21 protein-coding genes and 1 pseudogene are annotated in these 21,005 nt (G+C 51.7%); 8 read left to right on the plus strand and 14 right to left on the minus strand.

What is annotated here, in order from left to right; genetic code table 11:
- Positions 1 to 17: 17 nt before the first annotated feature.
- From alaS to FJ147_03465, 9 genes are all read right to left on the minus strand, one after another.
- Positions 18 to 2,654, minus strand: a complete 2,637-nt coding sequence (gene alaS / locus FJ147_03425; GenBank protein MBM4254929.1) for an alanine--tRNA ligase — start codon at positions 2,652 to 2,654, stop codon at positions 18 to 20.
- 11 nt (positions 2,655 to 2,665) lie between these two features.
- Complete coding sequence (locus FJ147_03430) at positions 2,666 to 3,175, minus strand: regulatory protein RecX (GenBank protein ID MBM4254930.1); 510 nt, start codon at positions 3,173 to 3,175, stop codon at positions 2,666 to 2,668.
- Entirely contained in the window at positions 3,172 to 3,747 is a 576-nt protein-coding gene (locus tag FJ147_03435; GenBank protein MBM4254931.1) for a Uma2 family endonuclease, read from the minus strand. Before FJ147_03435 ends, FJ147_03430 begins: the two co-directional genes overlap by 4 nt.
- Positions 3,748 to 3,881: 134 nt before the next feature.
- Positions 3,882 to 4,931: a recombinase RecA gene (recA, locus tag FJ147_03440; GenBank protein ID MBM4254932.1), complete on the minus strand. Its 1,050-nt coding sequence runs from the start codon at positions 4,929 to 4,931 to the stop codon at positions 3,882 to 3,884.
- Positions 4,932 to 4,953: 22 nt separating this feature from the next.
- Positions 4,954 to 5,397 (minus strand): RNA 2',3'-cyclic phosphodiesterase, encoded by a 444-nt coding sequence (gene thpR, locus FJ147_03445; GenBank protein ID MBM4254933.1) that lies wholly within the window; start codon positions 5,395 to 5,397, stop codon positions 4,954 to 4,956.
- Positions 5,398 to 5,626: 229 nt separating this feature from the next.
- Positions 5,627 to 6,910, minus strand: a complete 1,284-nt coding sequence (locus FJ147_03450; protein MBM4254934.1) for a competence/damage-inducible protein A — start codon at positions 6,908 to 6,910, stop codon at positions 5,627 to 5,629.
- A 159-nt stretch (positions 6,911 to 7,069) separates the two neighbouring features.
- Positions 7,070 to 8,302, minus strand: a complete 1,233-nt coding sequence (locus tag FJ147_03455; GenBank protein ID MBM4254935.1) for a hypothetical protein — start codon at positions 8,300 to 8,302, stop codon at positions 7,070 to 7,072.
- 37 nt (positions 8,303 to 8,339) lie between these two features.
- On the minus strand, positions 8,340 to 9,398 hold the full coding sequence (locus FJ147_03460) for a zinc-binding dehydrogenase (protein ID MBM4254936.1): 1,059 nt from the start codon (positions 9,396 to 9,398) through the stop codon (positions 8,340 to 8,342).
- On the minus strand, positions 9,392 to 9,688 hold the full coding sequence (locus FJ147_03465; protein ID MBM4254937.1) for a hypothetical protein: 297 nt from the start codon (positions 9,686 to 9,688) through the stop codon (positions 9,392 to 9,394). The genes FJ147_03460 and FJ147_03465 overlap by 7 nt, the downstream gene beginning before the upstream one ends.
- An 85-nt stretch (positions 9,689 to 9,773) precedes the next feature.
- Between FJ147_03465 and FJ147_03470 the strand changes: the two genes are divergently transcribed.
- The 4 genes and pseudogenes from FJ147_03470 (at position 9,774) to FJ147_03485 (ending at position 14,383) form a co-directional block, all read left to right on the plus strand.
- Positions 9,774 to 10,148, plus strand: a complete 375-nt coding sequence (locus tag FJ147_03470; protein ID MBM4254938.1) for a hypothetical protein — start codon at positions 9,774 to 9,776, stop codon at positions 10,146 to 10,148.
- 66 nt (positions 10,149 to 10,214) lie between these two features.
- Positions 10,215 to 12,428: pseudogene (locus FJ147_03475) on the plus strand (site-specific DNA-methyltransferase).
- Positions 12,429 to 12,446: 18 nt separating this feature from the next.
- Positions 12,447 to 13,847 (plus strand): 3-oxoacid CoA-transferase subunit B, encoded by a 1,401-nt coding sequence (locus FJ147_03480; protein ID MBM4254939.1) that lies wholly within the window; start codon positions 12,447 to 12,449, stop codon positions 13,845 to 13,847.
- A 2-nt stretch (positions 13,848 to 13,849) separates the two neighbouring features.
- Positions 13,850 to 14,383: a hypothetical protein gene (locus tag FJ147_03485; protein MBM4254940.1), complete on the plus strand. Its 534-nt coding sequence runs from the start codon at positions 13,850 to 13,852 to the stop codon at positions 14,381 to 14,383.
- 162 nt (positions 14,384 to 14,545) lie between these two features.
- On the opposite strand, the gene FJ147_03490 is transcribed toward FJ147_03485, so the two are convergent.
- A complete protein-coding gene (locus tag FJ147_03490; GenBank protein MBM4254941.1) occupies positions 14,546 to 14,932 on the minus strand; it encodes a HEPN domain-containing protein in 387 nt (128 codons plus the stop codon).
- Complete coding sequence (locus tag FJ147_03495; GenBank protein ID MBM4254942.1) at positions 14,913 to 15,332, minus strand: nucleotidyltransferase domain-containing protein; 420 nt, start codon at positions 15,330 to 15,332, stop codon at positions 14,913 to 14,915. The genes FJ147_03490 and FJ147_03495 overlap by 20 nt, the downstream gene beginning before the upstream one ends.
- 156 nt (positions 15,333 to 15,488) lie before the next feature.
- On the opposite strand from FJ147_03495, the gene FJ147_03500 reads away from it, so the two are divergent.
- Positions 15,489 to 15,791: a hypothetical protein gene (locus tag FJ147_03500; GenBank protein MBM4254943.1), complete on the plus strand. Its 303-nt coding sequence runs from the start codon at positions 15,489 to 15,491 to the stop codon at positions 15,789 to 15,791.
- A 108-nt stretch (positions 15,792 to 15,899) separates the two neighbouring features.
- Positions 15,900 to 16,841 (plus strand): LLM class flavin-dependent oxidoreductase, encoded by a 942-nt coding sequence (locus tag FJ147_03505; protein ID MBM4254944.1) that lies wholly within the window; start codon positions 15,900 to 15,902, stop codon positions 16,839 to 16,841.
- A gap of 110 nt (positions 16,842 to 16,951) precedes the next feature.
- Here the strand turns inward: FJ147_03505 and FJ147_03510 are convergent, their stop codons facing one another.
- Positions 16,952 to 18,106, minus strand: coding sequence for a hypothetical protein (locus tag FJ147_03510; GenBank protein MBM4254945.1), 1,155 nt, complete (start codon positions 18,104 to 18,106; stop codon positions 16,952 to 16,954).
- Between the two features lie 32 nt (positions 18,107 to 18,138).
- Complete coding sequence (locus FJ147_03515; GenBank protein MBM4254946.1) at positions 18,139 to 18,801, minus strand: DUF4124 domain-containing protein; 663 nt, start codon at positions 18,799 to 18,801, stop codon at positions 18,139 to 18,141.
- Between the two features lie 157 nt (positions 18,802 to 18,958).
- Here FJ147_03515 and FJ147_03520 point away from each other — a divergent pair, with 157 nt between their 5' ends.
- Positions 18,959 to 20,221, plus strand: coding sequence for a CoA transferase (locus FJ147_03520; GenBank protein ID MBM4254947.1), 1,263 nt, complete (start codon positions 18,959 to 18,961; stop codon positions 20,219 to 20,221).
- 76 nt (positions 20,222 to 20,297) lie between these two features.
- Here FJ147_03520 and FJ147_03525 read toward each other — a convergent pair whose 3' ends face one another.
- The gene (locus FJ147_03525) at positions 20,298 to 20,762 is read right to left on the minus strand and encodes an enoyl-CoA hydratase/isomerase family protein (protein MBM4254948.1); all 465 of its coding nucleotides are present in this window, start codon (positions 20,760 to 20,762) and stop codon (positions 20,298 to 20,300) included.
- A gap of 17 nt (positions 20,763 to 20,779) precedes the next feature.
- Here FJ147_03525 and FJ147_03530 point away from each other — a divergent pair.
- Positions 20,780 to 21,005 (plus strand): hypothetical protein (locus tag FJ147_03530; protein ID MBM4254949.1); only part of this gene is annotated, 226 nt, incomplete at its 3' end.

Here is a 21,005-nt window from a genome sequence, read left to right on the forward strand (position 1 = left end):
GGTGTAACGTTCCTCCTTTATGCTCCTTTTCCCACTAGCTCATACACCTTTTGTAGCGCTTCATCCAGGCGCGTGGCGTCTTTTCCGCCAGCCTGAGCGAAATCGGGGCGCCCGCCGCCGCCGCCTCCCACTAGTGGAGCAATTTGCTTGAGAATGTTTCCTGCGTGATGCTGTTTTGTCACATCTTTACTGACCGCAGCCAACAATACCACTCGATCCCCTTGCACGGCACCGAGAACGATCACTGCCGGTTGGAACTTATCGCGCAGCCGATCAGCCGTGTCACGTAGAGCTTTGTCGTCAACACCTTCGATGCGACTTGCGACGACAGTCACCCCATTCACTTGCTGTGCATGCGATTCGATGTCGCCACTCTGCGCACCTGCCAGCTTGCTTTGCAACTGTACTAGTTGTTTCTCAAGGTCACGCTGGAGCGCAAGTAACTTCTCGATACGATCCGCGGCTTCTTCCTCTGAGCCCTTTAGAATGCTGCTTACATCTTTGAGAATCTGTTCGCGTTGCCGAACCCACTCCAATGCCCCTTTGCCAGTCGTTGCTTCGACCCGACGAACTCCCGATGCAACCCCGGCCTCGGCTTTCAGTTTGAAGAGACCGATGTCTCCAGTACGGTTCACATGCGTTCCCCCACACAGTTCAGTCGAGAAACTTCCCATCTTTAGGACACGGACCCGTTCCCCATATTTCTCACCAAAGAACGCCAGGGCACCGCTCTTCAACGCATCATTCAAGGCCATTTCCTGACTCGTCACTTCAGCATTCTCACGAATATGGGTGTTCACGATGTTCTCGATTCGTTCGAGCACGTCGTCCTTCACCGGACTGGTGTGAGTAAAATCGAAGCGCAACCGCTCAGGGGTTACGAGCGAACCTGCTTGCTTCACATGGGGGCCAAGCACCTCACGTAGCGCTGAGTGCAGAATGTGCGTTGCCGAGTGATTCAGACGTGTCGCCTCACGCCGCGTGGCATCGATGACCAACTTCACCCTGTCGCCAGCCTGAATCGCACCGCGTGTCACTTTGCCACGGTGAATCGTTAAGAATGGTTGTGGCTTCTGAGTATCGACAATTTCGATCAGATCGCCACGCGTTGTCTCAATTCTTCCAGCATCCCCAACTTGACCGCCGGATTCGCCATAGAAAGGGGTCTCGGCAGTGACAATTTCAACTTCTTGGCCTTCACGTGCTGCGCTGCGCTGAGTTTCGCCATTGACTAGAACCGCTACGACTTCAGATTCCCATTCTACGATACGATCGCCAGCAAACTTCGAGCGCAAGTCGGTAAGACTGGCACTTATGTACACCGTGCCTTTTTGTCCCTCGCGTGCACGGGTACGCTGCTCTTCCATCGCCCGGTCAAATCCCGCGCGATCTAGTGTAAACCCTTCAGACGAAAGGAAATCTTCGGTCAAATCGAGCGGAAAGCCGTACGTGTCATACAAACGAAAAGCGACTTCCCCGTTCAAGATTGACGCGCCATTCTGACGAACCGTGTTGATCTCCTGTTCGAGCAGCCCTAATCCTTTCCCGAGCGTATCAGCAAAGCGTTCTTCTTCGTTACGGACGACTTCAGTCACGTAACTCTTCCGCTCAGTCAATTCAGGATAAGCAGAGGCAAAGAGGCGAATCACACTCTCTGTCACCTGCGAGAAGAATGTCCCCTCAAAGCCAAGCAAGCGTCCGTGACGCAACGCCCGGCGCATGATACGGCGCAACACATACCCCCGACCTTCGTTAGTGGGGACAACGCCATCAGCAATGACGAACGCTGCCGCACGCGCATGATCGGCAATCACGCGAAATGAGATGTCGTTTTCTGCGTCGCTACCATAACGCTTGCCACTGAGCTCTTCGGTCGCACGAATGATGTCGCGCAACAGATCGGTGTCGTAATTGCCGCGCGTATTCTGTAACACCGAGGTGACCCGTTCGAGACCCATGCCGGTGTCGACATGTTTCGATGGCAACTCGGTCAACGATTGATCGGGGTTACGGTTGTACTGAATGAAAACCAGGTTCCACAGTTCGATATAGCGCGGGCAGCCACCATTGACGGTACAGACGTGGCCAGGAGTGTTTTCTTTTTCACACACGCCGGGCCCACGGTCGATGTGAATCTCTGAACAAGGGCCACAAGGGCCGGTCTCACCCATTTCCCAGAAATTATCCTTCTCGGCGAATCGTTGGATCTGATCTTTGTTGATATCGGTCTGCTTCCGCCACCATTCCTCAGCTTCATCATCGGTTTTGTAGACCGTGGCCCAGAGCTTGTCCTTCGGCAGTTTCCACACGTCGGTCAACAATTGCCACGCCCAGAGAATTGCCTCTTTTTTGTAATAATCGCCAAACGACCAATTCCCGAGCATTTCAAAGAGCGTGTGATGGTACGTGTCACGTCCGACTTCTTCGAGGTCGTTATGCTTACCTGAGACACGCAGGCACTTTTGCGAATTGACTACCCGTGTCTGCGTTGGCTTTTCGATACCAAGGAAGATGTTCTTAAACGGTACCATCCCGGCATTGGTGAACATTAAAGTCGGATCACTCGCGGGGATAAGAGAAGCGCTTGGAACAATTTGATGTCCCTGTTGCGCAAAAAAATGAAGGAAACTGTCGCGAATTTCTTTCCCGGTCATGAATTAGTCTCTCAGTCCTCTAAATCTGTCTCACGAGCATTGGTTGGCGCCTCACCAAGGAGACTCTCAACGACTTCTTGTGTATACCCCCGACGGAGCAGGAGCCGAAATGCTCGTGCGTACTGCTGGGACTGTTTTAGCGCGTCTGCTGAGAAACGGCTAGCGAGGAGTTTGCGTGCAGATTCCAGGTCTTCAGCTTTTTCATGCTCCTCTAGCGTCTGCTCAATGGTATCCGAGGCAAGGCCTTTCTGTCGCAATTTGACACGGATACCTTCTGCACCGAATCCCTTTTTGCTTAGACGCTCAGTCTGATCAACAGCAAGGCTTTCATCGTTCAGATACCCTTGCTCTTTGAGGCGAGCGACAGTGCGAGCGACAGCGTGTTCGGTAAAGCCCTTCGAGAGGAGTTTATCGGCAAGAGCCTGCTCGCTATGGGCGCGGCGAGCGAGCAGGCGATAGGCGTAGTCGAGGGGAGTGAGAAGCGATTGTGAATTGCGGATTAACGATTGCGGATTCTTCATGCTGGCAATTCGACTTTATCGTACACTTCAGTCAATGCCAGAGTACAATCAATAGAAGATAAGTGAAGAGCGTCCTCGATTTTATTAGTTTCAGCTAAGAGCCAGCGATTATCCGGCTGTCGCACAAAGTGCTCGACATGACACCGGTCTTGGGCGATCAAAACATATTCCTTAAAAGAGGCAAGAGAGCGATACTGCTCAAACTTTCCTCCTCGGTCGTAGTCTTGTGTAGAATCAGATAAGACCTCAACGATCAACGTCGGATTTACAATCATATCCGGTATCGCATCGGCAAACTGAGGCTGGCCACAAATAACCACAACATCAGGATAGGGATAAAGACCAGTCGGACTGACTCGAACGCGTAGGTCTGTCGAATAAACCGTACACGGCTTTCGCCTCAATTGTTCTCGTAGTTCACTGACGACATTCGTCACAATCAGAGCGTGGCGGGCGCTGGCTCCTGCCATCGCAAACATTTCGCCGTTGAAATACTCGCTTTTGTATTCAGCCTTGCGCTCAATGGCTAAGTATTCTTCAGGTGTCAGGAAGGGTTTCGGCTGTAGGGACATATTGTTCTTCTAAGTCATTTGTGCCGAACTCCGTTCATGCTTCGACTTCACCCTTCGGGTTACGCTCAGCACGAACGGAGTAGCACCGCTCGCCCTGAGCGTAGCGCAGCGAAGTCGAAGGGCAAGTTCTCCGTTTAGTCCTCCGCCTCCACCAATGCTGGAGAAGCCACTCCGAACTTCTCACGAATCTTCGCCTCAACGACCTGGGCAATGTCGGGGTGGTCTTTGAGATAATCTTTCGCATTCTCTCGCCCTTGGCCTATACGCTCACCATTAAACGAGTACCAGGCTCCAGATTTTTCGACCACACCGTTTTCAGAACCAATATCAACCAACTCACCTTCTTTTGAGACGCCAACTCCGTAGACAATATCAAACTCCGCTTCACGAAACGGCGGTGCCACTTTGTTTTTGACAACCTTGACTCTTGTGCGACTGCCAATCACTTCTTCACCTTGTTTGACCGCACCGGTACGGCGAATATCCAAACGAACCGAGGCGTAAAATTTGAGCGCGTTTCCACCAGTCGTGGTTTCAGGATTGCCAAACATCACGCCGATCTTCATACGGACCTGGTTGATGAAAACGACAAGTGTTTTCGAGCGAGAAATCGTACCAACCAGTTTCCGTAACGCCTGAGACATGAGGCGGGCTTGTAAACCCATTTGCGGTTCACCCATCTCGCCTTCAATTTCAGCCCGAGGTGTAAGCGCAGCAACAGAGTCAACCACGATCACATCCACAGCGCCGCTCCGCACGAGCGTATCAGTGATTTCCAGTGCTTGTTCGCCGTTATCCGGTTGCGACACCAATAGTTCGTCAGCTTTCACGCCAATCTTTTGCGCGTAGCCCAGGTCAAGCGCATGTTCAGCATCGATATAGGCGCAGGTTCCGGCCATTTTCTGTGCTTCGGCAACGACTTGCAGCGCCATCGTCGTTTTTCCTGATGATTCAGGACCGTAAATCTCCACCACTCGACCACGTGGCAAACCACCGATCCCAAGCGCAAGATCCAGAGTCAGTGAGCCAGTGGAGATGGCGGCAATATCTTGGGTAATCGCCTCTTCCCCCAGCTTCATGATCGCGCCTTTGCCAAATTGCTTTTCGATTTGACTGACTGCCAAATCTAAGGCGCGGCTTCGCTCTTTATCCTTCTCTTTGTCTTTGTCTTTTTCGCTTGCCATACGTCGTTGCTCCTTTGTTCCCTCACGCCTGTTGCAGAGGTACGGTTCCAAGGGGACTATACACAGCGCCATCCGGGCGAAGCGTGCTCTGATACACAGTGACGCGGTCAATTGCGCTGTCACCAAATTGGGCATGCTCGTGTTGCCTGACCACCGCGAACACCTGTTCCCATCCCCGGAGCGAGCGCACCCGACCCAACGTCAGATGAGGAGTGAAGCCTCGGTCTTCGCGTGGGAAATCGAGCGGAACCAACGCAGACTCAACCTTCTCCTGGAGTATCACAAGCCCTTCACCCCGTAATCCAGCCCAAAGTACCTTCGGTCGTTTGAGATTGGGAAAAGCTCCTAACCCCTGGGCGTGGACATGGAGGGTAGGCTGCTCGCTCAAGGCCGTACGCAGAGCTGCAAGAATTGCTTCGACTTGCTCGCGGCTGATATCGCCAAGGAATTTAAGCGTCAGATGCATGCCTTCAATCCGGGTCCAGCGAATATCCCCCCTGCGGTTTTTTCAGCGCAGATTGTATCTTCGCTATTTCTTCGCCTATCGATGGGGCCAGATTAACCGCGATGAAGGCGCGAATCAAGAGGGAAACCTCGGAGGAAATGAAAAATTAAAAATGAAGAATTAAGAATTATAAAGAGGAATCTATTTTCTGTTTCTTCCTCATTTTTCACTTTTAATTCTTCATTTTTCATTACCGTCTTATAAAGCTTGCTTCAGCGATATTGATTCCGAGCAACGAACGGCGAACCCAATCTAAGGCAAGTTGAGCGACAAGAGTTTTAATCCACTCGCGGTTGCCCCAGAGTTTGTAGTCACGAGCAACTAAGGTCTCGCCGGAAGAGAGCGCGAGATAGGCAAGTCCAATCGGCTTATCTGGGGTCCCACCACCGGGACCAGCAATGCCAGTGACGGCGACACCAATGTCAGCACCTAGCCGTTCGCGTACCCCGACTGCCATTTCGCGTGTAGCTTCTGCACTCACCGCGCCGTGCAGCTTCAGTGTTTCTGGCTTGACGCCAAGCAGATTCGTTTTCGCCGCATCAGCGTACGCGATGACGGTTCCCAGATAGTATGACGAACTGCCCGCGACATTGGTCACGCGATGACTGACCAAACCACCGGACGTCCCTTCAGCAATCGCCAGCGTTTTGCCCTTCTCTTTGAGTAGCTTACCGACGACTTCTTCCATCGTCACATCGCCTTCGCCGTAGACATACGAGCCAACTCGCTCACGAATGCGTTTCGACAATTCTTCCAAGCGGCCTTCGACTTCGTTGGGCTTGCCACGGACCGTGACCTTGAGTGAAATCTGCGGGAAACTGGCGCGGAAAGCGAGTCGCCCCTCTTCCTCACTCACAGTGCCTTTGACTGCTTCATCAAGACCGGATTCGCTAATGCCGAAAGTTTGGAAGGCTCTGGTGAGGAAGACATCATCTGTCCCGCGCATTTTCCGCAGCCACGGTAAGACTGTCTCCTCCATCATTGGCTTCAGTTCGCGTGGGACGCCGGGAAGAATAATCAGATGTTTCTTCCCGTGCGGGGTATCGAGATCAACCCGATAACCAGGGGCCGTACCTAAATGGTTCGCAATGATCTCTGCACCTTTGGGAAATTTTGCTTGCTTGAGGTTGTTCTCAGGCATGGGGCGTTTGAGCGACGCAAAAAGGCGACGAATATTGTCTGCAACTTCTTCAGAGAAGAACAACTCGACGCCAGCAATCTTCGCAACTAACTCAGTCGTGAGATCATCAGCTGTCGGACCAATGCCACCAGTCGAGATAATGACATCGGCTTTTTCGATCGCTTGTCGCCAGGCCCAAATGATGCGCTCAGCAACATCACCGACGGTCAGCACTGCAACAACCTCAACCCCAGCTTCGACCAGTTTATCAGCGAGATAATTTGAATTGGTATCGACCACTTTTCCCGTGGTCAGTTCGTCACCGGTACTAAGAATTGCTGCACGTTCGATCATAAAAGCCTCACAAGAAGAAAGTAATCAGTAGTCAGCATTCAGTAGTCAGTAGAAAGAGAGGAAAACGCCAGGAATTCCATCTATGCTGGCTCCTGGCTACTATTTTTCATTCATCATTCATCATTCATCATTCATCATTCATCATTCATCATTCATCGTTTAGAAGCTTCGCGACAGCTCCTCGCGAAAATTCGGATGGGCGATCGCAATCAACGCCTCAGCGCGGGCACGAAGGTCTTTTCCCTTCATCCGCGCAATTCCGTACTCCGTCACAATATAGTCAGTACAGAACCGTGGTGTGGTTACTACCGATCCTGCTGAGAGACGAGGGACAATTTTCGAGTGCTTTCCATCTTCGGTCGTAGACGGAAGAGCAATAATCGATACGCCACCCTCAGAAAGCGCGGCAGATTCAACATAATCGAGGCTGCCACCAACACCACTGATTTGCACTTCACCAATTGTTTCTCCGTTGCTTTGCCCGTGGAGATCGATTTCTACAGCGGAGTTAATCGAGGTAAAGCGCGGTAGCTTCGCCAGGGAAAGGATATTATGTGTCACGTTGACGGTGGCCATCTTGACCTGCGGGGTTCGGCCACAGAAGTCGAACAATTCCTGATCTCCCGCCAGTTCCCCAGTGATAATTTGTGGCGCATGTTTCACATGCTCGACAAAATGGATCAAGCCTTGTGACAACATGCCGGAATAGAGATTGATATTTTGCTTGTCAGCTAAACGGTACAACACCATGTCAGGGACTGAGCCAACGCCAAGCTGCACCCAGGCGTGATCTGGAATGAGGTCAAGAACATACTCGACGATCTTGGTATCGCGTTCACTCTGATGCGGGGTGTGATAGGTCAAAAGCGGCGCCGAAGACTCAACCGCAAGATGAATCTTATCGATTGGTACTTTGCTCTCACCCGCAGTGACTGGCATGTTGCTATTGATTTCAGCGATCACCATTTTGGCGCTCTTGATGAAATCCTGATACAAACTCACTCCAATCCCCAAACTCACCGTACCGTCAGAATCTGGAGGTGAGACCTGTGTGACCACGACATCTGGCTTGATCGGACCATCTTTACTGACAATACGGGTAATCTCACTAAAGCGCATCGGCACGAACCCGGCCTTTTTCTCTTTGAAGATTTGGCGGATGCGCGGTGCGGCTTGCCAGGTCATGTAGCGAAAATTCGTCCCCAAGCCTTTGCGTAAGAACGGGTATTCACCAAACGCTAACCCAGAGTAGACTGTCAGATTCTGAAATCGTTCAACCTCCTCTTGGAAGGCGGTGTAAATGGTCGTTGGCTCAACACAACCGTGCGGAAAAATGACAATGCTGCCATCGGGAATCGCACGGATCGCTTCATTCGGTGTCACTAGTTTCATAGTGTCCTACTTTTTCCTTCTTCCTACTGAATGCTGACTACTGACTACTCTTCTCAGGCACCACTGCGTACTTGATTCCCTCACCTCGCTGCAAGAGGTCAAAGGCTTGAGAGATTTGCGTGAGTGGAAAGGTCCCACTAATAAGCTTTTGGGTAGGAATTTTCTCAGCCGCAAGTAGGTCGTATGCTGCCCGCACTGCGGTAGGAGTGAAGTGAAATGGGCTCAGTACCTGTACTTGATCGTAATGGATACGGTATGTGTCAAATGTCACGGTCGTTCCAGCCGGACAACCACCAAAGAGCACCACTTGTCCCCCTGGGCGAGAAAAGAAAATCGACTCCTCCCAAACTCGCGGCTGGGCGGTACACTCGATGACTAGATCAGCTCCTTGACCAGCAGTAACTTCGAGGATCGCTTCGCGGGCCTCTTCCGCAGCATAGGGGATAATTCCGTATGCACCGAGACCACGTGCCGTCTGGGCGCGTTGTGCATTTCGTGCAACCACATACACGCGCTCGACTCCCAGTGCACGTAACACGACCACGTGTAGGAGCCCAATCGCGCCAGCTCCAATAACGATGGCGGTATCCTCGGGGCGGAGCTTCGCGTGTTGCAAACCAAACGTTACACACGACAATGGCTCCAGCAGAGCTGCCTCGGCAAACGACAGTGGTCCTGGTTTCTGAAAGACGTTCGTGCGCAGTACGCGGGCCGGAATGGTGACGTACTCTGCATAGCCACCGAGCACCATGGTTTCCATCAGCGACGTACATAAGTTCTCTTGCTGGCGTTGACAGTAGAAACATGAACCACAGGGGCCAGTCGGTGCCAGCATGACTTCGTCGCCTTCGCGCAGCGAACGGACATGCTTACCGCAGGCAACAATGGTTCCAGCATATTCATGGCCAAAGCGCGTTGGCATCGGCCATTTGGGATGTCCACGGCGAAAAGCTTTCAGGTCAGTACCGCACGTTAGCGCCGCACCGACCTTGATGACAATCTCATCCGCACCAGGTTGTGGTGTCGGCAATTGTCGACACGCGAGCTCACCTGGACTGAGCAGAAAAATTGCCTGCATGGTTTCTTGGTTTACCATAACAGCGGGCGAACGTGAAAATGATAATGATCAGGAATCTGCCGCATCTTGTGATCAAACACCCATTTAGGGAATTTGCCGGCGAATTTTTGCTCGGCGACAAGACTGAGGGCTTTTTCCATGTAGGCCACTTCTTCTGGTGTGACGTCTACACGATGGTCCCCTAATACGGCTATGGGCACATCACAGGCGTCGCAATCAAGAATCGTGAAACGTACTGGATAGTGGAATTCCGCGTACCATTGGGTGTAGCGGGCAAGCTCACAGAGGTCGCACTTCCGCTCGGCCACAGATGTCCCTCCTTCGGCCCAGATTGCACTCTTTCTGAGGCAACAGCATAATCGCTGGGCGGCATCTTACGGAGGAGCCCAAACAATGGCAAGGAGTGAAAGCAAACGAACGCAACGCACCATCGTCACGCTTGGAGTTGTAGCCGTACTTATTGGCTACTTCTTTTGGGCGTTGCAATCAGAAGAAGTGTTCCGTGTGGTCTCGAAAAAGCTCGAACAAACTGACGCTGGAGTTGTCGTGAGTGGTGAGGTCCACAATACCACCACCGACGCATCGGCAATCAATGTCGAAGTCACGCTCTTTAATCAACGCGGCCAAAAGCTTTCAGAAGAAACGGTGACGCTGGACAATGTGCAGGCTGGTAGTATTGCGCCGTTTCGTACTCAGCCGAAAAGAGTGACTGATGTGAAGGACTATACCATTTACGTGAATACTGGCAGAAATATGTATGGGAATTAGCAAATCTTCTAGCTGAGGGAGTAGGCTCTTGCATGCTAGGCCGTCTTGTCTTGCGAAATCTGCGAAATGAAGAATTTTAGTCAGCTTGACCTCTTTAGTATGAATAGACTCTCTCCTGGACAGGGAGGGAGTCTCAACTCCCTCCAAGAAAGTCGCTCTGGCACGTTCACAGATAACCTGCGGTTACCAATCCACCGCTGGTTCCGCTACTCTGCAGGATTCTCCTCTGAATGGGTTGAACAGTCAATCAAAGATTTCTCGGGAACCCAACGACCAGTTGTACTTGATCCATTCGTAGGATCAGGAACGACTCTCCTTGCAGCTGAGAAGGTGGGGGCTGTTGTTTACGGTTATGAGAGTCATCCTTTTGTCTATCGTATCGCAACCGCGAAGTTACTATGGCATCTCGACGAACATCACCTGCTGAAAATCTCACGCTCGCTACTCGATCACGCGAGAACGAGGAAGTCACAAAACGTGTCTGGCCAACTACCCGAGCTGCTGATCAAATCCTTCACGCCAGAGACACTTGAGCGGCTTGTTGCCTTGCGAGACACCTATACTGAAACGTGCCAGGAAACCGAAGAGTGGCAACTTGTCTGGCTCGCGATCACCGCCATCCTGCGGTCCTGTAGTTACGTCGGTACTGCCCAATGGCAGTACGTCCTGCCAAATAAACGTAAAGCAACTACCCTTGATCCGTTCCAAGCGTTTGAAGCTAAGGTCTTGGAAATGGCCTCGGATATGGCTTTTGCTAAACAGTCAGGGTTTCGCCAAACCGCCACGGTATTTTTGCGTGACGCGAGAGAACCAGCACCCATTGCAAATGATACTGTTGCCCTGGTGATTACGTCCCCACCATATCCCAACAACTACGACTACGCTGATGCGACACGGCTAGAAATGACTTTCTGGGGTGAGGTTTCTTCGTGGGGTGATCTACAACACGCTGTTCGACAGTTCATTGTTCGGTCATGCTCTCAGCACGCTGCAGCTGAGCGGCTTAACCTTGAAGAACTCTTACAAGATGCAGCCCTGGGACCAATTCACGCAGAATTAACAGATGTTTGTCATCAACTTGCGGAAATTCGCCTGACGAAGGGAGGTAAAAAAACCTACCACACAATGATCGCTGCCTACTTCGCTGACATGGCGAAAGTCTTTTTAAGGCTACGCTCAGTCTGTAGGGCTGGAGCACAAATATGCTTTGTGGTTGGTGACTCAGCACCATACGGAGTCTATGTCCCAGCCGACGTATGGCTCGGGCATCTTGCTGTTGCGGCAGGTTTCGACTCCTTCTCGTTTGAGAAGGTCAGAGATCGGAATGTGAAGTGGAAAAATAGGAAACACCGGGTTCCGCTTCACGAGGGGCGTTTGTGGATAAAAGGATAGTAACAGGTGGCAAGTTCCCCCTCTCATAGGTTTGGACAAATTATCGGGGATCTCCTTGAGGAGATCATGGGACCACAGTTGCAAGAGTTCTACGACAAACGTGGGCTGTATCTTGATAAGAAAGGGCAACGAGGAGCGGTACGAGATGGAAAGAAGGTCCGTTGGCAGGACAAGTTTGGCAACGACCACGACCTCGATTTCGTCATCGAAAAGGGCGGCACCAAAGATAAACAAGGCCGACCTCTAGCGTTTATTGAAGCGGCATGGAGACGCTACACAAAACATTCGAGAAATAAGACACAAGAGATTCAAGGTGCAGTGCTCCCCATAGCTGAAAGACACGCATGGGATAAGCCATTTCTCGGCGCAATCTTAGCAGGGGTTTTCACGGAAGGTTCGCTCACGCAAATGCGCTCTTCGGGTTTTGAAGTGGTCTTGTTTCCGTATAGCAACATTGTTGAAGCGTTTGCTTCGGTTGGGATCAATGCTGATTTTGATGAAAGTACGCCAGATGCGGAGTTCAAGCGAACAGTCAAGAAAATCGAAGCACTCACCAAGGAGCAAAATGTCTCTTTGAAGCGACGTCTTATCCGCAGCAACCAACAATTGCTGGATCAATTTTTCACAGGACTTCAATCTACGCTTGATCGAAAAATTGCTAGGGTAATCGTCATTCCGCTGCACGGAAATCAAAGCGACTTCACAAGCATTACCGAAGCTGTCGATTTCGTCCGAGGGTATGATGAAACTGCACCGCAGAGTGGCGTATTTCGGGAATGCGAAGTGATTGTTCGCTATAACAACGGAGATAAGATCGAAGCCGTTTTCAAAGACAAACAGCAAACACTTGGTTTTCTGAACTATGTCTCGGGCACTGAGGTCTTCTAACCCCTACGAATAACGACTATGCGAAAACCTTCCTTTTCTGCGGCTGCGGCAGTTGCGGACATTCCTGATGGCGCCAGTATTCTCGTTGGTGGCTTTGGCGTGCTTCAAGGTTGGCCACATGAGTTGTTTTTCGCTTTACGCGAGCGTGGCACCAGAGATCTGACGCTTATTTGTAATTCTCCTGGGTTTGGTCCCTATTCACCGCAAATCTTGGCTGAAAATCGTCAGATCAAGAAACTCATTGCCTCATTTGGTGGCTATTCGTATCGAACAACTCCTCTCTCTGAACAAATTGGTCGTGGAGAAGTCGAGTTTGAGATGGTTCCGCAAGGAACGCTGGTCGAACGTATCCGTGCTGGTGGTGCAGGAATCCCGGCATTTTTTACACCGACAGGCGTGGGAACAGTTGTTGAAGAGGGAAAAGAGAAGCGCGTTTTCAACGGACGCACGTATTTGATGGAAACCGCCATTCGTTCTGACTTCGCATTCATTCGTGCCCATCGTGCTGATGCATACGGTAATCTTGTCTATCGCCGCTCGGCACGCAATTTCCATCCACCATTTGCGACTGCTGCTGAGGTTACCATTGCTGAGGTCGACGAAATCTTTGAACCCGGCCAGTTAGACCCAGAAGCTGTAGTAACGTCAGGTATCTTCGTTGATCGCTTGGTGCACCGCAAAACACCACTGCGCAAAGAAACCGTCTTTGAACTGATGCGTAGCATGGGTCGTAACGTCAAAGTTGCCGAAACCGGCAATGAAGGTGGTCCGGGACTCTCACCTGAGTTGATGGCGTTACGTGCCGCACGATTGCTCGAACCTGGACACTATGTGAACCTCGGCATTGGCTTACCCACGTTGGTGTCCGATTTCATTTCACCCGATGTTACCTTGCACGCCGAAAATGGCGTCTTAGGCTATGGCCGCATCGCTCCAACCGGAGAAGAAGATATTGATCTGTATAACGCCAGCTCTCAACTTGTGACGCTCTTACCAGGAGCAAGCTTCTTTCACAGCGCTGATGCTTTCGGTATGGCACGTGGCGGACATCTCGATACGGTCATTCTCGGTGGCTTTCAGGTCGCCACGAACGGAGATCTCGCCAACTGGAAAACTCCTAGTATGGGTGCAGGTGCAGTTGGTGGAGCAATGGACCTCGCTGCTGGAGCACGAACGTTGATCGTCATGATGTTCCATACCACCAAGAAGGGTGAGTCGAAGTTACTAGAAAAGTGCACCTATCCATTGACTGCGTGTGGAAAGGTGTCGTGGGTGGTGACGAATTTGGCCTTGATCCAAGTTGATCAGGATGGGTTCCTGCTGCGCGAAGTGGCACCAGATGTCACCGTTGAGGAAGTCCGCGTAGCGACAGCAGCACCATTACGCATCGCGAGTGATGTGCGAACGATGGAGTTCTAAGTATGGAAGCTCAGCCTACTTTTGATCACCGTGCCTTTCGTGCTGGCACAGTTGCTGGAGGTCTTGCGCTCATTGCAGCCTTGGGTGCCTTCAAGAACTTCATAGCGATGTTTTCCGGTGAGCGTGAAGGCTATGTGTTATTTGGCTTTCTTGCTCTCCAATACTCTGCGTCACAGGTGTGGTTTGGTTACGCATTCAGCGGTCTGACAGGACAACTGCTACGCATTCCTCATATCTTGCTGTACTGTGCCGCGGCTTATGGTTTATGGACACGGCGCAAATGGGCGTGGTATCTGCTGGTCGGATATCTCGCCTACGTCGTCATATCACTCGGTGTGTTTACTTTGCTGTATCCGTGGGGATGGCTGACCGGCAACCCGTACCCCGAACCATATCTCAGCAGCGAAACGCGCTTTTTCTTTGAAGCACTCGCGATGATCGTCGTGCTTGAGTGGTTTCTCTACCGACAGCGTGGGGTGTTTGGCATAGCTGAAAATAGCGCTCAGCATTCGGCGGTCAGCTCTCAGCGAGAGTAACAACAACGCATCGTAGGAATTCCCGTGTGCGATGCAGGCGTTAGCCGAATTGTAACCTCCAGCGGTCGTTTGCCCCACACTCCAGTTACACTGAGAACTCAGAAGGGAGAAGATTGTAACGTCACTTACTTCCCAAACGCATACTTACCACTTTTGTCCTTATCAAACAGACAAGCCGAGTGAACTTCTGATCGTTCTCCGTAGCTGGCGACAAACTTTGAGGGCAGTGGTAGCATCCGATTTAGCGGCAGCAAATCCGGGATAGCGATAGGCTATTGCGTAGGGGTTCAGTACGGCTACGATGGGCTGCAAAGCAACCCAGTGCGGCTCGATACTCAGTGTCAACACTAGTAGTGAAATCAAATTGTGGGTTCTGGGGAAGCGTATCCCTGCTTCTTCAAGCTTAGCCTTGAGGTACTTTTCAACACATTGTTGGCAATGAAAGCAAACGCCATCGTAATTGGGATCCTTACGGACGCGATTGAGTTGTCTTGCCGCATTCCAGTCACCTTCCGCCTTATCAATCCATTCAGTCGTCTGCGGCTTCATACATGATCTTTCCGCGTTCAAGGACCTCTCGCATAAACCGATCACCTAAGCTCAGTCGCTTTTTAATGTCTTCAGCGCTACGGACAATTACGTCTACCGGCATCCAAACTTGCAGATGGCTTAAAATCTCCCCAGCCTTGTGAAGAGCCGTGCCTGAGTACGGCATCACAATCAGCAGGTCAATGTCCGAGTCCGAGGTTGGATTGCCATACGCCTGAGAGCCGAAGAGGATGATTTTCTCCGGTTTGAATTCGTGCGCAATGCGTGCACACAATTTTTTGATGTGTACGACTCTTTTGTGCTTGCTGGCTACATCTGTATACCAGGAAAGATCCGGGCTCTGAGTTCCAGGCACGGGTCCTGGATTAGTCTTTTTCCTGGTAATGGCTTTGGTCGACATCCTTCTGAAAACTCCTCGCTCGAGTTCGTTTGAGTACCCGATTCTAAGCAGTGTGAGTCGTCGAGTCAAAGCAAGTCACCCAGCGGAAGGATGGATTGCTTGACACGGTTCTACGTAGCAGGTGTTTTTGCGCGGGAGCCTGAGGGATGACAAAAAGTGAGAAAAATCTTTTTCATAGATCTTCATGCTGCGAATGGTCTTGCTTCTATTGTGAGAGTAAAGCTTTGGCCCCAATTTATGCAAGGTTTTCGCAAGCTGTGGCAGGAAGGCAAGCGTCATGAAGCTGTGCAGTGTATTTCTGACAAGATGGTTTACACGCTTGCCGCCATCGGTCCCAAAGAGAAGGCCCGCGATTATATCCAGGCGTGCTGCGTGGCTGGGCTTACCCATCCAATTCTGTTTCCGAAAAATGCGCTACAGGAATTTCCGCGTACGATGCGTGAGTTAGCGAATATGTAATATGCGCAGCGTAAGAGTGGACATTCGTTCCCTGTTCCCTGCTACCTATCTCCTCTGATAAGGTGCGGACCACGAAAAACAGACAAGTCACATGAAGGAGGGACCATCATGGCGCGGTTAGGAATTGTTATTGCAAATTTTTCTGGCCTTTCGTTTGCCGAGTTACAGCAACTCACGCGTGAGGCTGAATCTGCTGGTTTTGAAGCTGTCTTTTCGCCGGAGTTCATGAATGATGCGTTGGCTAATTGCCAACTGATGGCGCAGGCAACCTCAAAGGTCAAAGTCGGAACGTGGATTGCCAACATCTATTTGCGTCACCCTGCGTTGTGCGCGCAAACCGCGGTTGCGATCGATGATGCATCACGTGGTCGGTTGATCTTAGGGTTAGGCGTCAGCCATCGCCCAATCGTCGAAGGCATCCTGCAAGAAAAGATGGAAAAGCCGCGTGACTTTCTCCGTACGTACATGAACGTTGTGCGCAATATCACAACTGGTAAAGGATTCCCAGGTTCGCCGATGCAGCCGCGTGCTGCAACATACAAAGTACCGATTTACGTTGCGGCACTGGCGTTAGGCACGGTGGAACTGTGTGGGGAACTGGCCGATGGCACGATGCTGTATCTGTTTCCCAAGAGCCGCATGCCCAAGATCCTCAATGCCTTGGAGCGTGGTGCGGCGAAAGGTGGACGTAAAGTATCTGACGTCGACATTACTACTGGGCTTCCATCCTGCATCAGTGACGATCTGAACGCTGCACGTGCAGCGGCGCGGAGCAATCTCACGTTTTACGGTAGTATGCCGTTTTATAACAAATTGTTTTACAATAGCGGATTCGTGCAAGAAGCTGCTGCATTGGCCAAAGGTGATGCGAACGGTGTATCCGACCGTATGGCTGAAGAAGTGTCGCTGGTTGGTCCACCTTCTCGCTGCCGTGAACAACTTGCTGCCTTCCGTGAGGCTGGCGTACAACTGCCGATCATTTCGCCGGTTGTGGTTGGCAATCAAACCTATGCACAAGCGGTGAGAAAGGCGATTGAGACGTTTGCGTAGAAGACAAGTCGAGATAGGTCTCGGACAAGTCAAGGCAAGTCACAAGAACGTCTAAAACAGGTCAAGACAAATCCGAGACCCTTCCGAGACGTGCCTTGACTAGTTTTGACTTATTTTCCGAGACTGGTCTTCGGCAGTTCCCACCGCTCTCCAATCGCCAATACTCGAATTGGATCAGGGCTTCCACCCGCGGCGGTGACGGCCCTGCGCAGCTCGTGCGGTGGTTCGTCAATGGGTTCATCCGTCAGTTTAAATGTTCCCCAGTGGCACGGGAGCATCCAGCGTGCCCCTAAATCGAGGAACGCCTGATACGCTTCAGCAGGGTTCAGATGCTGATAGCGCATGACCCAACGCGGTTCGTATGCACCGATAGGAAGCATAGCCACGTCGATTGGGCCAAAGCGCTTGCCGATTTCTTTGAAGCCGTGAAAATAGCCGGTATCGCCGGCAAAGAAATATGTCCGTTCGCCAGACGAAATCACCCACGCACACCACAGCGTTGCGTTCTGACCATGCTCTATACGTTGTGACCAGTGTTGCGAGGGAACACAAGTGACTTTCCAGCGCCCGTGCTGAGCAGTTTGCCACCAGTTCAGTTCGACCGCATTTTGCGGACCACGGTTGCGTATCCATTGGCCTAATCCCATCGGCACAAACCAGGTGACCGTGTTTGGCAACGTTTGGACAGTGTAAGCGTCGAGATGATCGTAATGGTTATGCGAACCCACTGCGAATGCAGAACCGGGGATTGAAGAGATTGGTACCCCAGGCGGGTGATAGCGCTTCGGGAGCAGGGCGCGGGTGTTGAATTGTGGGTCAGTAAGAAAAACGTCGTCGTCATCATGGACGACAAACGTGGAGTGCCCGACCCAAGTGACAGAAGCAGAATTCTCACGCGTGGCAAACGACACGCCGCTGTTTGCTATACGCGGTATATCAAGGGGAACCCGCCGTTCTCCAGTATACGAACTTCGCGAGGTCCACCAGCGGAAGATTGTTGCCCAGCTCTTTTGCTGAGGGTTCCACGGATTAAACCACGCTCCTGGCTCGCCATGGGGGGCATACAACGAGGCGACGTCAGTGGAGAGCGGTGTCAGTGGGCGATCAGCCGGAACTGCACACGCTGTGATAATGAGGCAGAGGGCCAAGAGGGCGAAACGGGGAAATGAGTAGATTTCACGATAGTGAAGAATTAAGAGTGAAGAGTGAAGAGTATAAAAACCCCACAGGTGAGGAACGAAAAAGCAAATATGAGGAATACGAATAAGGGAGTTCTTTTTGCATTTTTAATTTTTCATTATCTTAAGGTGATCCCATGCCCTGAAAGAAATCCGTGATGAGTAGAATGACCGTGTGGGAAAAAGATACCGGTATTTCGCCGTCGAGTTCCAGGAAAGAAATGCGAGTGAGGTACTAACCGTCCTCGGCGAAAACCATACGAGTAGTGAGAGAAATACGGTCTCCCCCAGTGCCACGAGTATGGGGAGATCACGCCATAATACGGAAAGTGAGACGGTTCACGCTCGACGTAACGAACAATCGGCTCTGCAGGCTGCTGCTGAATAATAATCGTTTGTGGCGGTGGTGGTTGGCGAACTGCTTGCAACGTGGTCTTCAGAATTTCGTTGGTCATTTCCAACTGACGCTCGGCTACCAGAAGTCCGCGTTCGACACCACGTTCATAGGCAGTGGTCGACTCTGCGAGTGGTGGAGCAGAAGAGGGTGGCGTTGCGCGCTCAGGTGAGCTCTCAGGTGTAACCTTTCCTGCAAGCTTTGAGGTGAATTGCTTCGCCGAAGGCCGGTGCGTTTCCGGAACTTCCTCTGGATCATTACTGAAGTGCAACGCTCCACCTTCGCCTTTCCAAGAAAAGACCGTGGCGTGCGCAGCAGAGGATGAGCAACATAGGAATGCGGTGACAAGCAGTGCAGCCGGTGACAAGCAGGAAGTCATGTTCATCATACCAACACCTCATTAGGTCCTGCCTATGGTAAGCGAAAGCTATCGACAGTCAACTTCACCCTTCCTGATTGCAGATTCCTGAGAGATACGCCACAATTCGCCTGCCCCCTCCGTCGGGGGGCAATCGACCATTCGCAATTCATACTCAGAGGGAGGGATGATGGCGCAAGAAAGCAACGGCAAAAAGAAACTCCTCACAGGTGTCAAAGTCATTGATTTCACCCAATACCTGGCTGGTCCGTCAGCGACGCGCATCCTCGCCGATTTAGGAGCTGACGTCGTCAAAATCGAACGTGCCCCGGATGGGGATCTTGGGCGCAAGATTCACATCGTTGATCCGGGGATTAGTGCATTTTTTATTGCTGCGAGCGCTGGAAAAAAGAGTATCGGTGTTGATTTCCAACATCCCAAGGCTTTGGAGATTGTGCGTGATCTGGTCCGCCAGTGTGATGTCGCTGTCGAGAATTATAGCCCCGGTGTCATGGCGAAATACGGACTCGATTATGAATCGCTGAAAAAAGTGAACCCTCATCTGATCATGTGTTCGGTGTCAGGCTATGGGCAAGATGGACCGTATGCCAAGTTCACCAGCTTCGACATCATCGCCCAGGCACAAAGTGGTGTGATGGCGATGACCGGCGAGCCGGATGGTCCACCAGAGTACGTGGGCAACTACTTCGGTGATCCGAATGCTGGGATTCATGGCGCGTTAGCAATTTGCGCAGCGTTGTTCTCCCGTACGATGACTGGCGAGGGTCAGTATATCGACATCTCGCAACTTGAGTCATTGCTGTATCTCGATTACATCAACGTCCCGCTTTACATGATGAGCGGCGGCGCGATTCGTCCGCATCGCTTTGGTGCCGATTTTCCCACGATCTGTCCGTATGGCGTGTACAAAGCCAAGAAAGGCTATCTTGCTTTTGCCGTTGCTGAGCACCAATGGCCACCGTTGGTGAAAGCGATGGGCATGGCAGAACTGGCAACCGATCCGCGGTATGAAACCCAGAGAGCTCGCTGCGCCCGTCGTCCAGAAGTACGGAAATATATCGAAGATTGGTTACAGACTTTCCCAGATGATGAGACTCCACTCAAAATTCTTCGTGAAGCACGTATTCCTATTGCGCCAGTGCTCGATATTCCCGATGCCGTTGCTCACCCACAGTTAGCCGCTCGCGAGCTGTTCCAGACCCTACCGCATCCAATTCTCGGTTCTACTCCAGTAGCGAAGTCCCCGTTTCATATCTCGAACGCGCCTGTAGAAATTCCTTTCCGTGCACCATTGTTCGGTGAGCATAACGAAGAGGTGCTACAAAATCGCCTTGGCTATACCCCCGAGCAAATTGCAGCGCTGTATCGCGAGGGGATTCTTGTTAGAGAGTCGAAGGTGCAGGAGCTACGGAAAGCGGGGAAATTGTAATTTTGTTTTGGTGGTTCATTTGTCGTCGAGGCGCGACATGTCGCGCCTCGACTTGTTCTCTACTGCCTTTTTTTATTTACCGTCCCTTCCACACTGGCTCGCGTTTCTCAGCAAACGACCGTGGGCCTTCGGCGTAGTCTTCGGTTTGCGTGAGGGTGGAGAACAAGATGTTCTCGTAACGGAGCGCGTCTTCGAGGACGCGGCCGAGGCTGCGTAACATTGACTCCTTTGCTGAACGTACGCCGAGTGGTCCGTTTTTGATAATGGTTGAGGCATAGCGTTCGGCAGTGGGCATAAGATCAGCGGGAGAGACGACTTCACTGACGAGCCCAATACGTAACGCTTCGCGAGCGTCAATTTGTTCACCTGTCAATTGCATCTTGAGAGCGTTACCAAGACCAACGATTAGCGGCAACCGGACTGTGCCACCATCGCAGTGATGAAAGCCGCGTTTCACTTCCGAACAGCCGAACTTGGCATTCTCAGATGCGATGCGAATGTCACACGCAAGCGATAGCTCTAACCCCCCCGGCGAGGGCATAGCCGTTGACCGCAGCAATGAGAAAGTGTTTTTTAATTCGTATTTTCCGTCGTCACCATCCGCAGCGTGCGCCGGATACTGGCCAAGTACACCATAGCGTCACTGGAAACGGTGGTATGTTCGAAGTCCCGACACAAGCGCCGCTAGCGCCCCAGCCAACCGAAGGACCGCTCCACCACCCAGCGGCGGGGCAACACGGTAAAGCCTTTGGCGTCTGCCGAACGGCGCACCACCTCCAAGCGC

Source organism: Deltaproteobacteria bacterium (genome assembly GCA_016874775.1).
Classification (GTDB): Bacteria; Desulfobacterota; Binatia; order Bin18; family Bin18; genus VGTJ01.

Excerpts from the sequence above, each read along its gene's own strand:
- alaS (MBM4254929.1), bottom strand. The coding sequence starts at position 2,654 with ATGACCGGGAAAGAAATTCGCGACAGTTTCCTTCATTTTTTTGCGCAA.
- FJ147_03430 (MBM4254930.1), bottom strand. The coding sequence starts at position 3,175 with ATGAAGAATCCGCAATCGTTAATCCGCAATTCACAATCGCTTCTCACT.
- FJ147_03435 (MBM4254931.1), bottom strand. The coding sequence starts at position 3,747 with ATGTCCCTACAGCCGAAACCCTTCCTGACACCTGAAGAATACTTAGCC.
- recA (MBM4254932.1), bottom strand. The coding sequence starts at position 4,931 with ATGGCAAGCGAAAAAGACAAAGACAAAGAGAAGGATAAAGAGCGAAGC.
- thpR (MBM4254933.1), bottom strand. The coding sequence starts at position 5,397 with ATGCATCTGACGCTTAAATTCCTTGGCGATATCAGCCGCGAGCAAGTC.
- FJ147_03450 (MBM4254934.1), bottom strand. The coding sequence starts at position 6,910 with ATGATCGAACGTGCAGCAATTCTTAGTACCGGTGACGAACTGACCACG.
- FJ147_03455 (MBM4254935.1), bottom strand. The coding sequence starts at position 8,302 with ATGAAACTAGTGACACCGAATGAAGCGATCCGTGCGATTCCCGATGGC.
- FJ147_03460 (MBM4254936.1), bottom strand. The coding sequence starts at position 9,398 with ATGGTAAACCAAGAAACCATGCAGGCAATTTTTCTGCTCAGTCCAGGT.
- FJ147_03470 (MBM4254938.1), top strand. The coding sequence starts at position 9,774 with ATGGCAAGGAGTGAAAGCAAACGAACGCAACGCACCATCGTCACGCTT.
- FJ147_03480 (MBM4254939.1), top strand. The coding sequence starts at position 12,447 with ATGCGAAAACCTTCCTTTTCTGCGGCTGCGGCAGTTGCGGACATTCCT.
- FJ147_03485 (MBM4254940.1), top strand. The coding sequence starts at position 13,850 with ATGGAAGCTCAGCCTACTTTTGATCACCGTGCCTTTCGTGCTGGCACA.
- FJ147_03490 (MBM4254941.1), bottom strand. The coding sequence starts at position 14,932 with ATGAAGCCGCAGACGACTGAATGGATTGATAAGGCGGAAGGTGACTGG.
- FJ147_03495 (MBM4254942.1), bottom strand. The coding sequence starts at position 15,332 with ATGTCGACCAAAGCCATTACCAGGAAAAAGACTAATCCAGGACCCGTG.
- FJ147_03505 (MBM4254944.1), top strand. The coding sequence starts at position 15,900 with ATGGCGCGGTTAGGAATTGTTATTGCAAATTTTTCTGGCCTTTCGTTT.
- FJ147_03515 (MBM4254946.1), bottom strand. The coding sequence starts at position 18,801 with ATGATGAACATGACTTCCTGCTTGTCACCGGCTGCACTGCTTGTCACC.
- FJ147_03520 (MBM4254947.1), top strand. The coding sequence starts at position 18,959 with ATGATGGCGCAAGAAAGCAACGGCAAAAAGAAACTCCTCACAGGTGTC.
- FJ147_03525 (MBM4254948.1), bottom strand. The coding sequence starts at position 20,762 with ATGCCCTCGCCGGGGGGGTTAGAGCTATCGCTTGCGTGTGACATTCGC.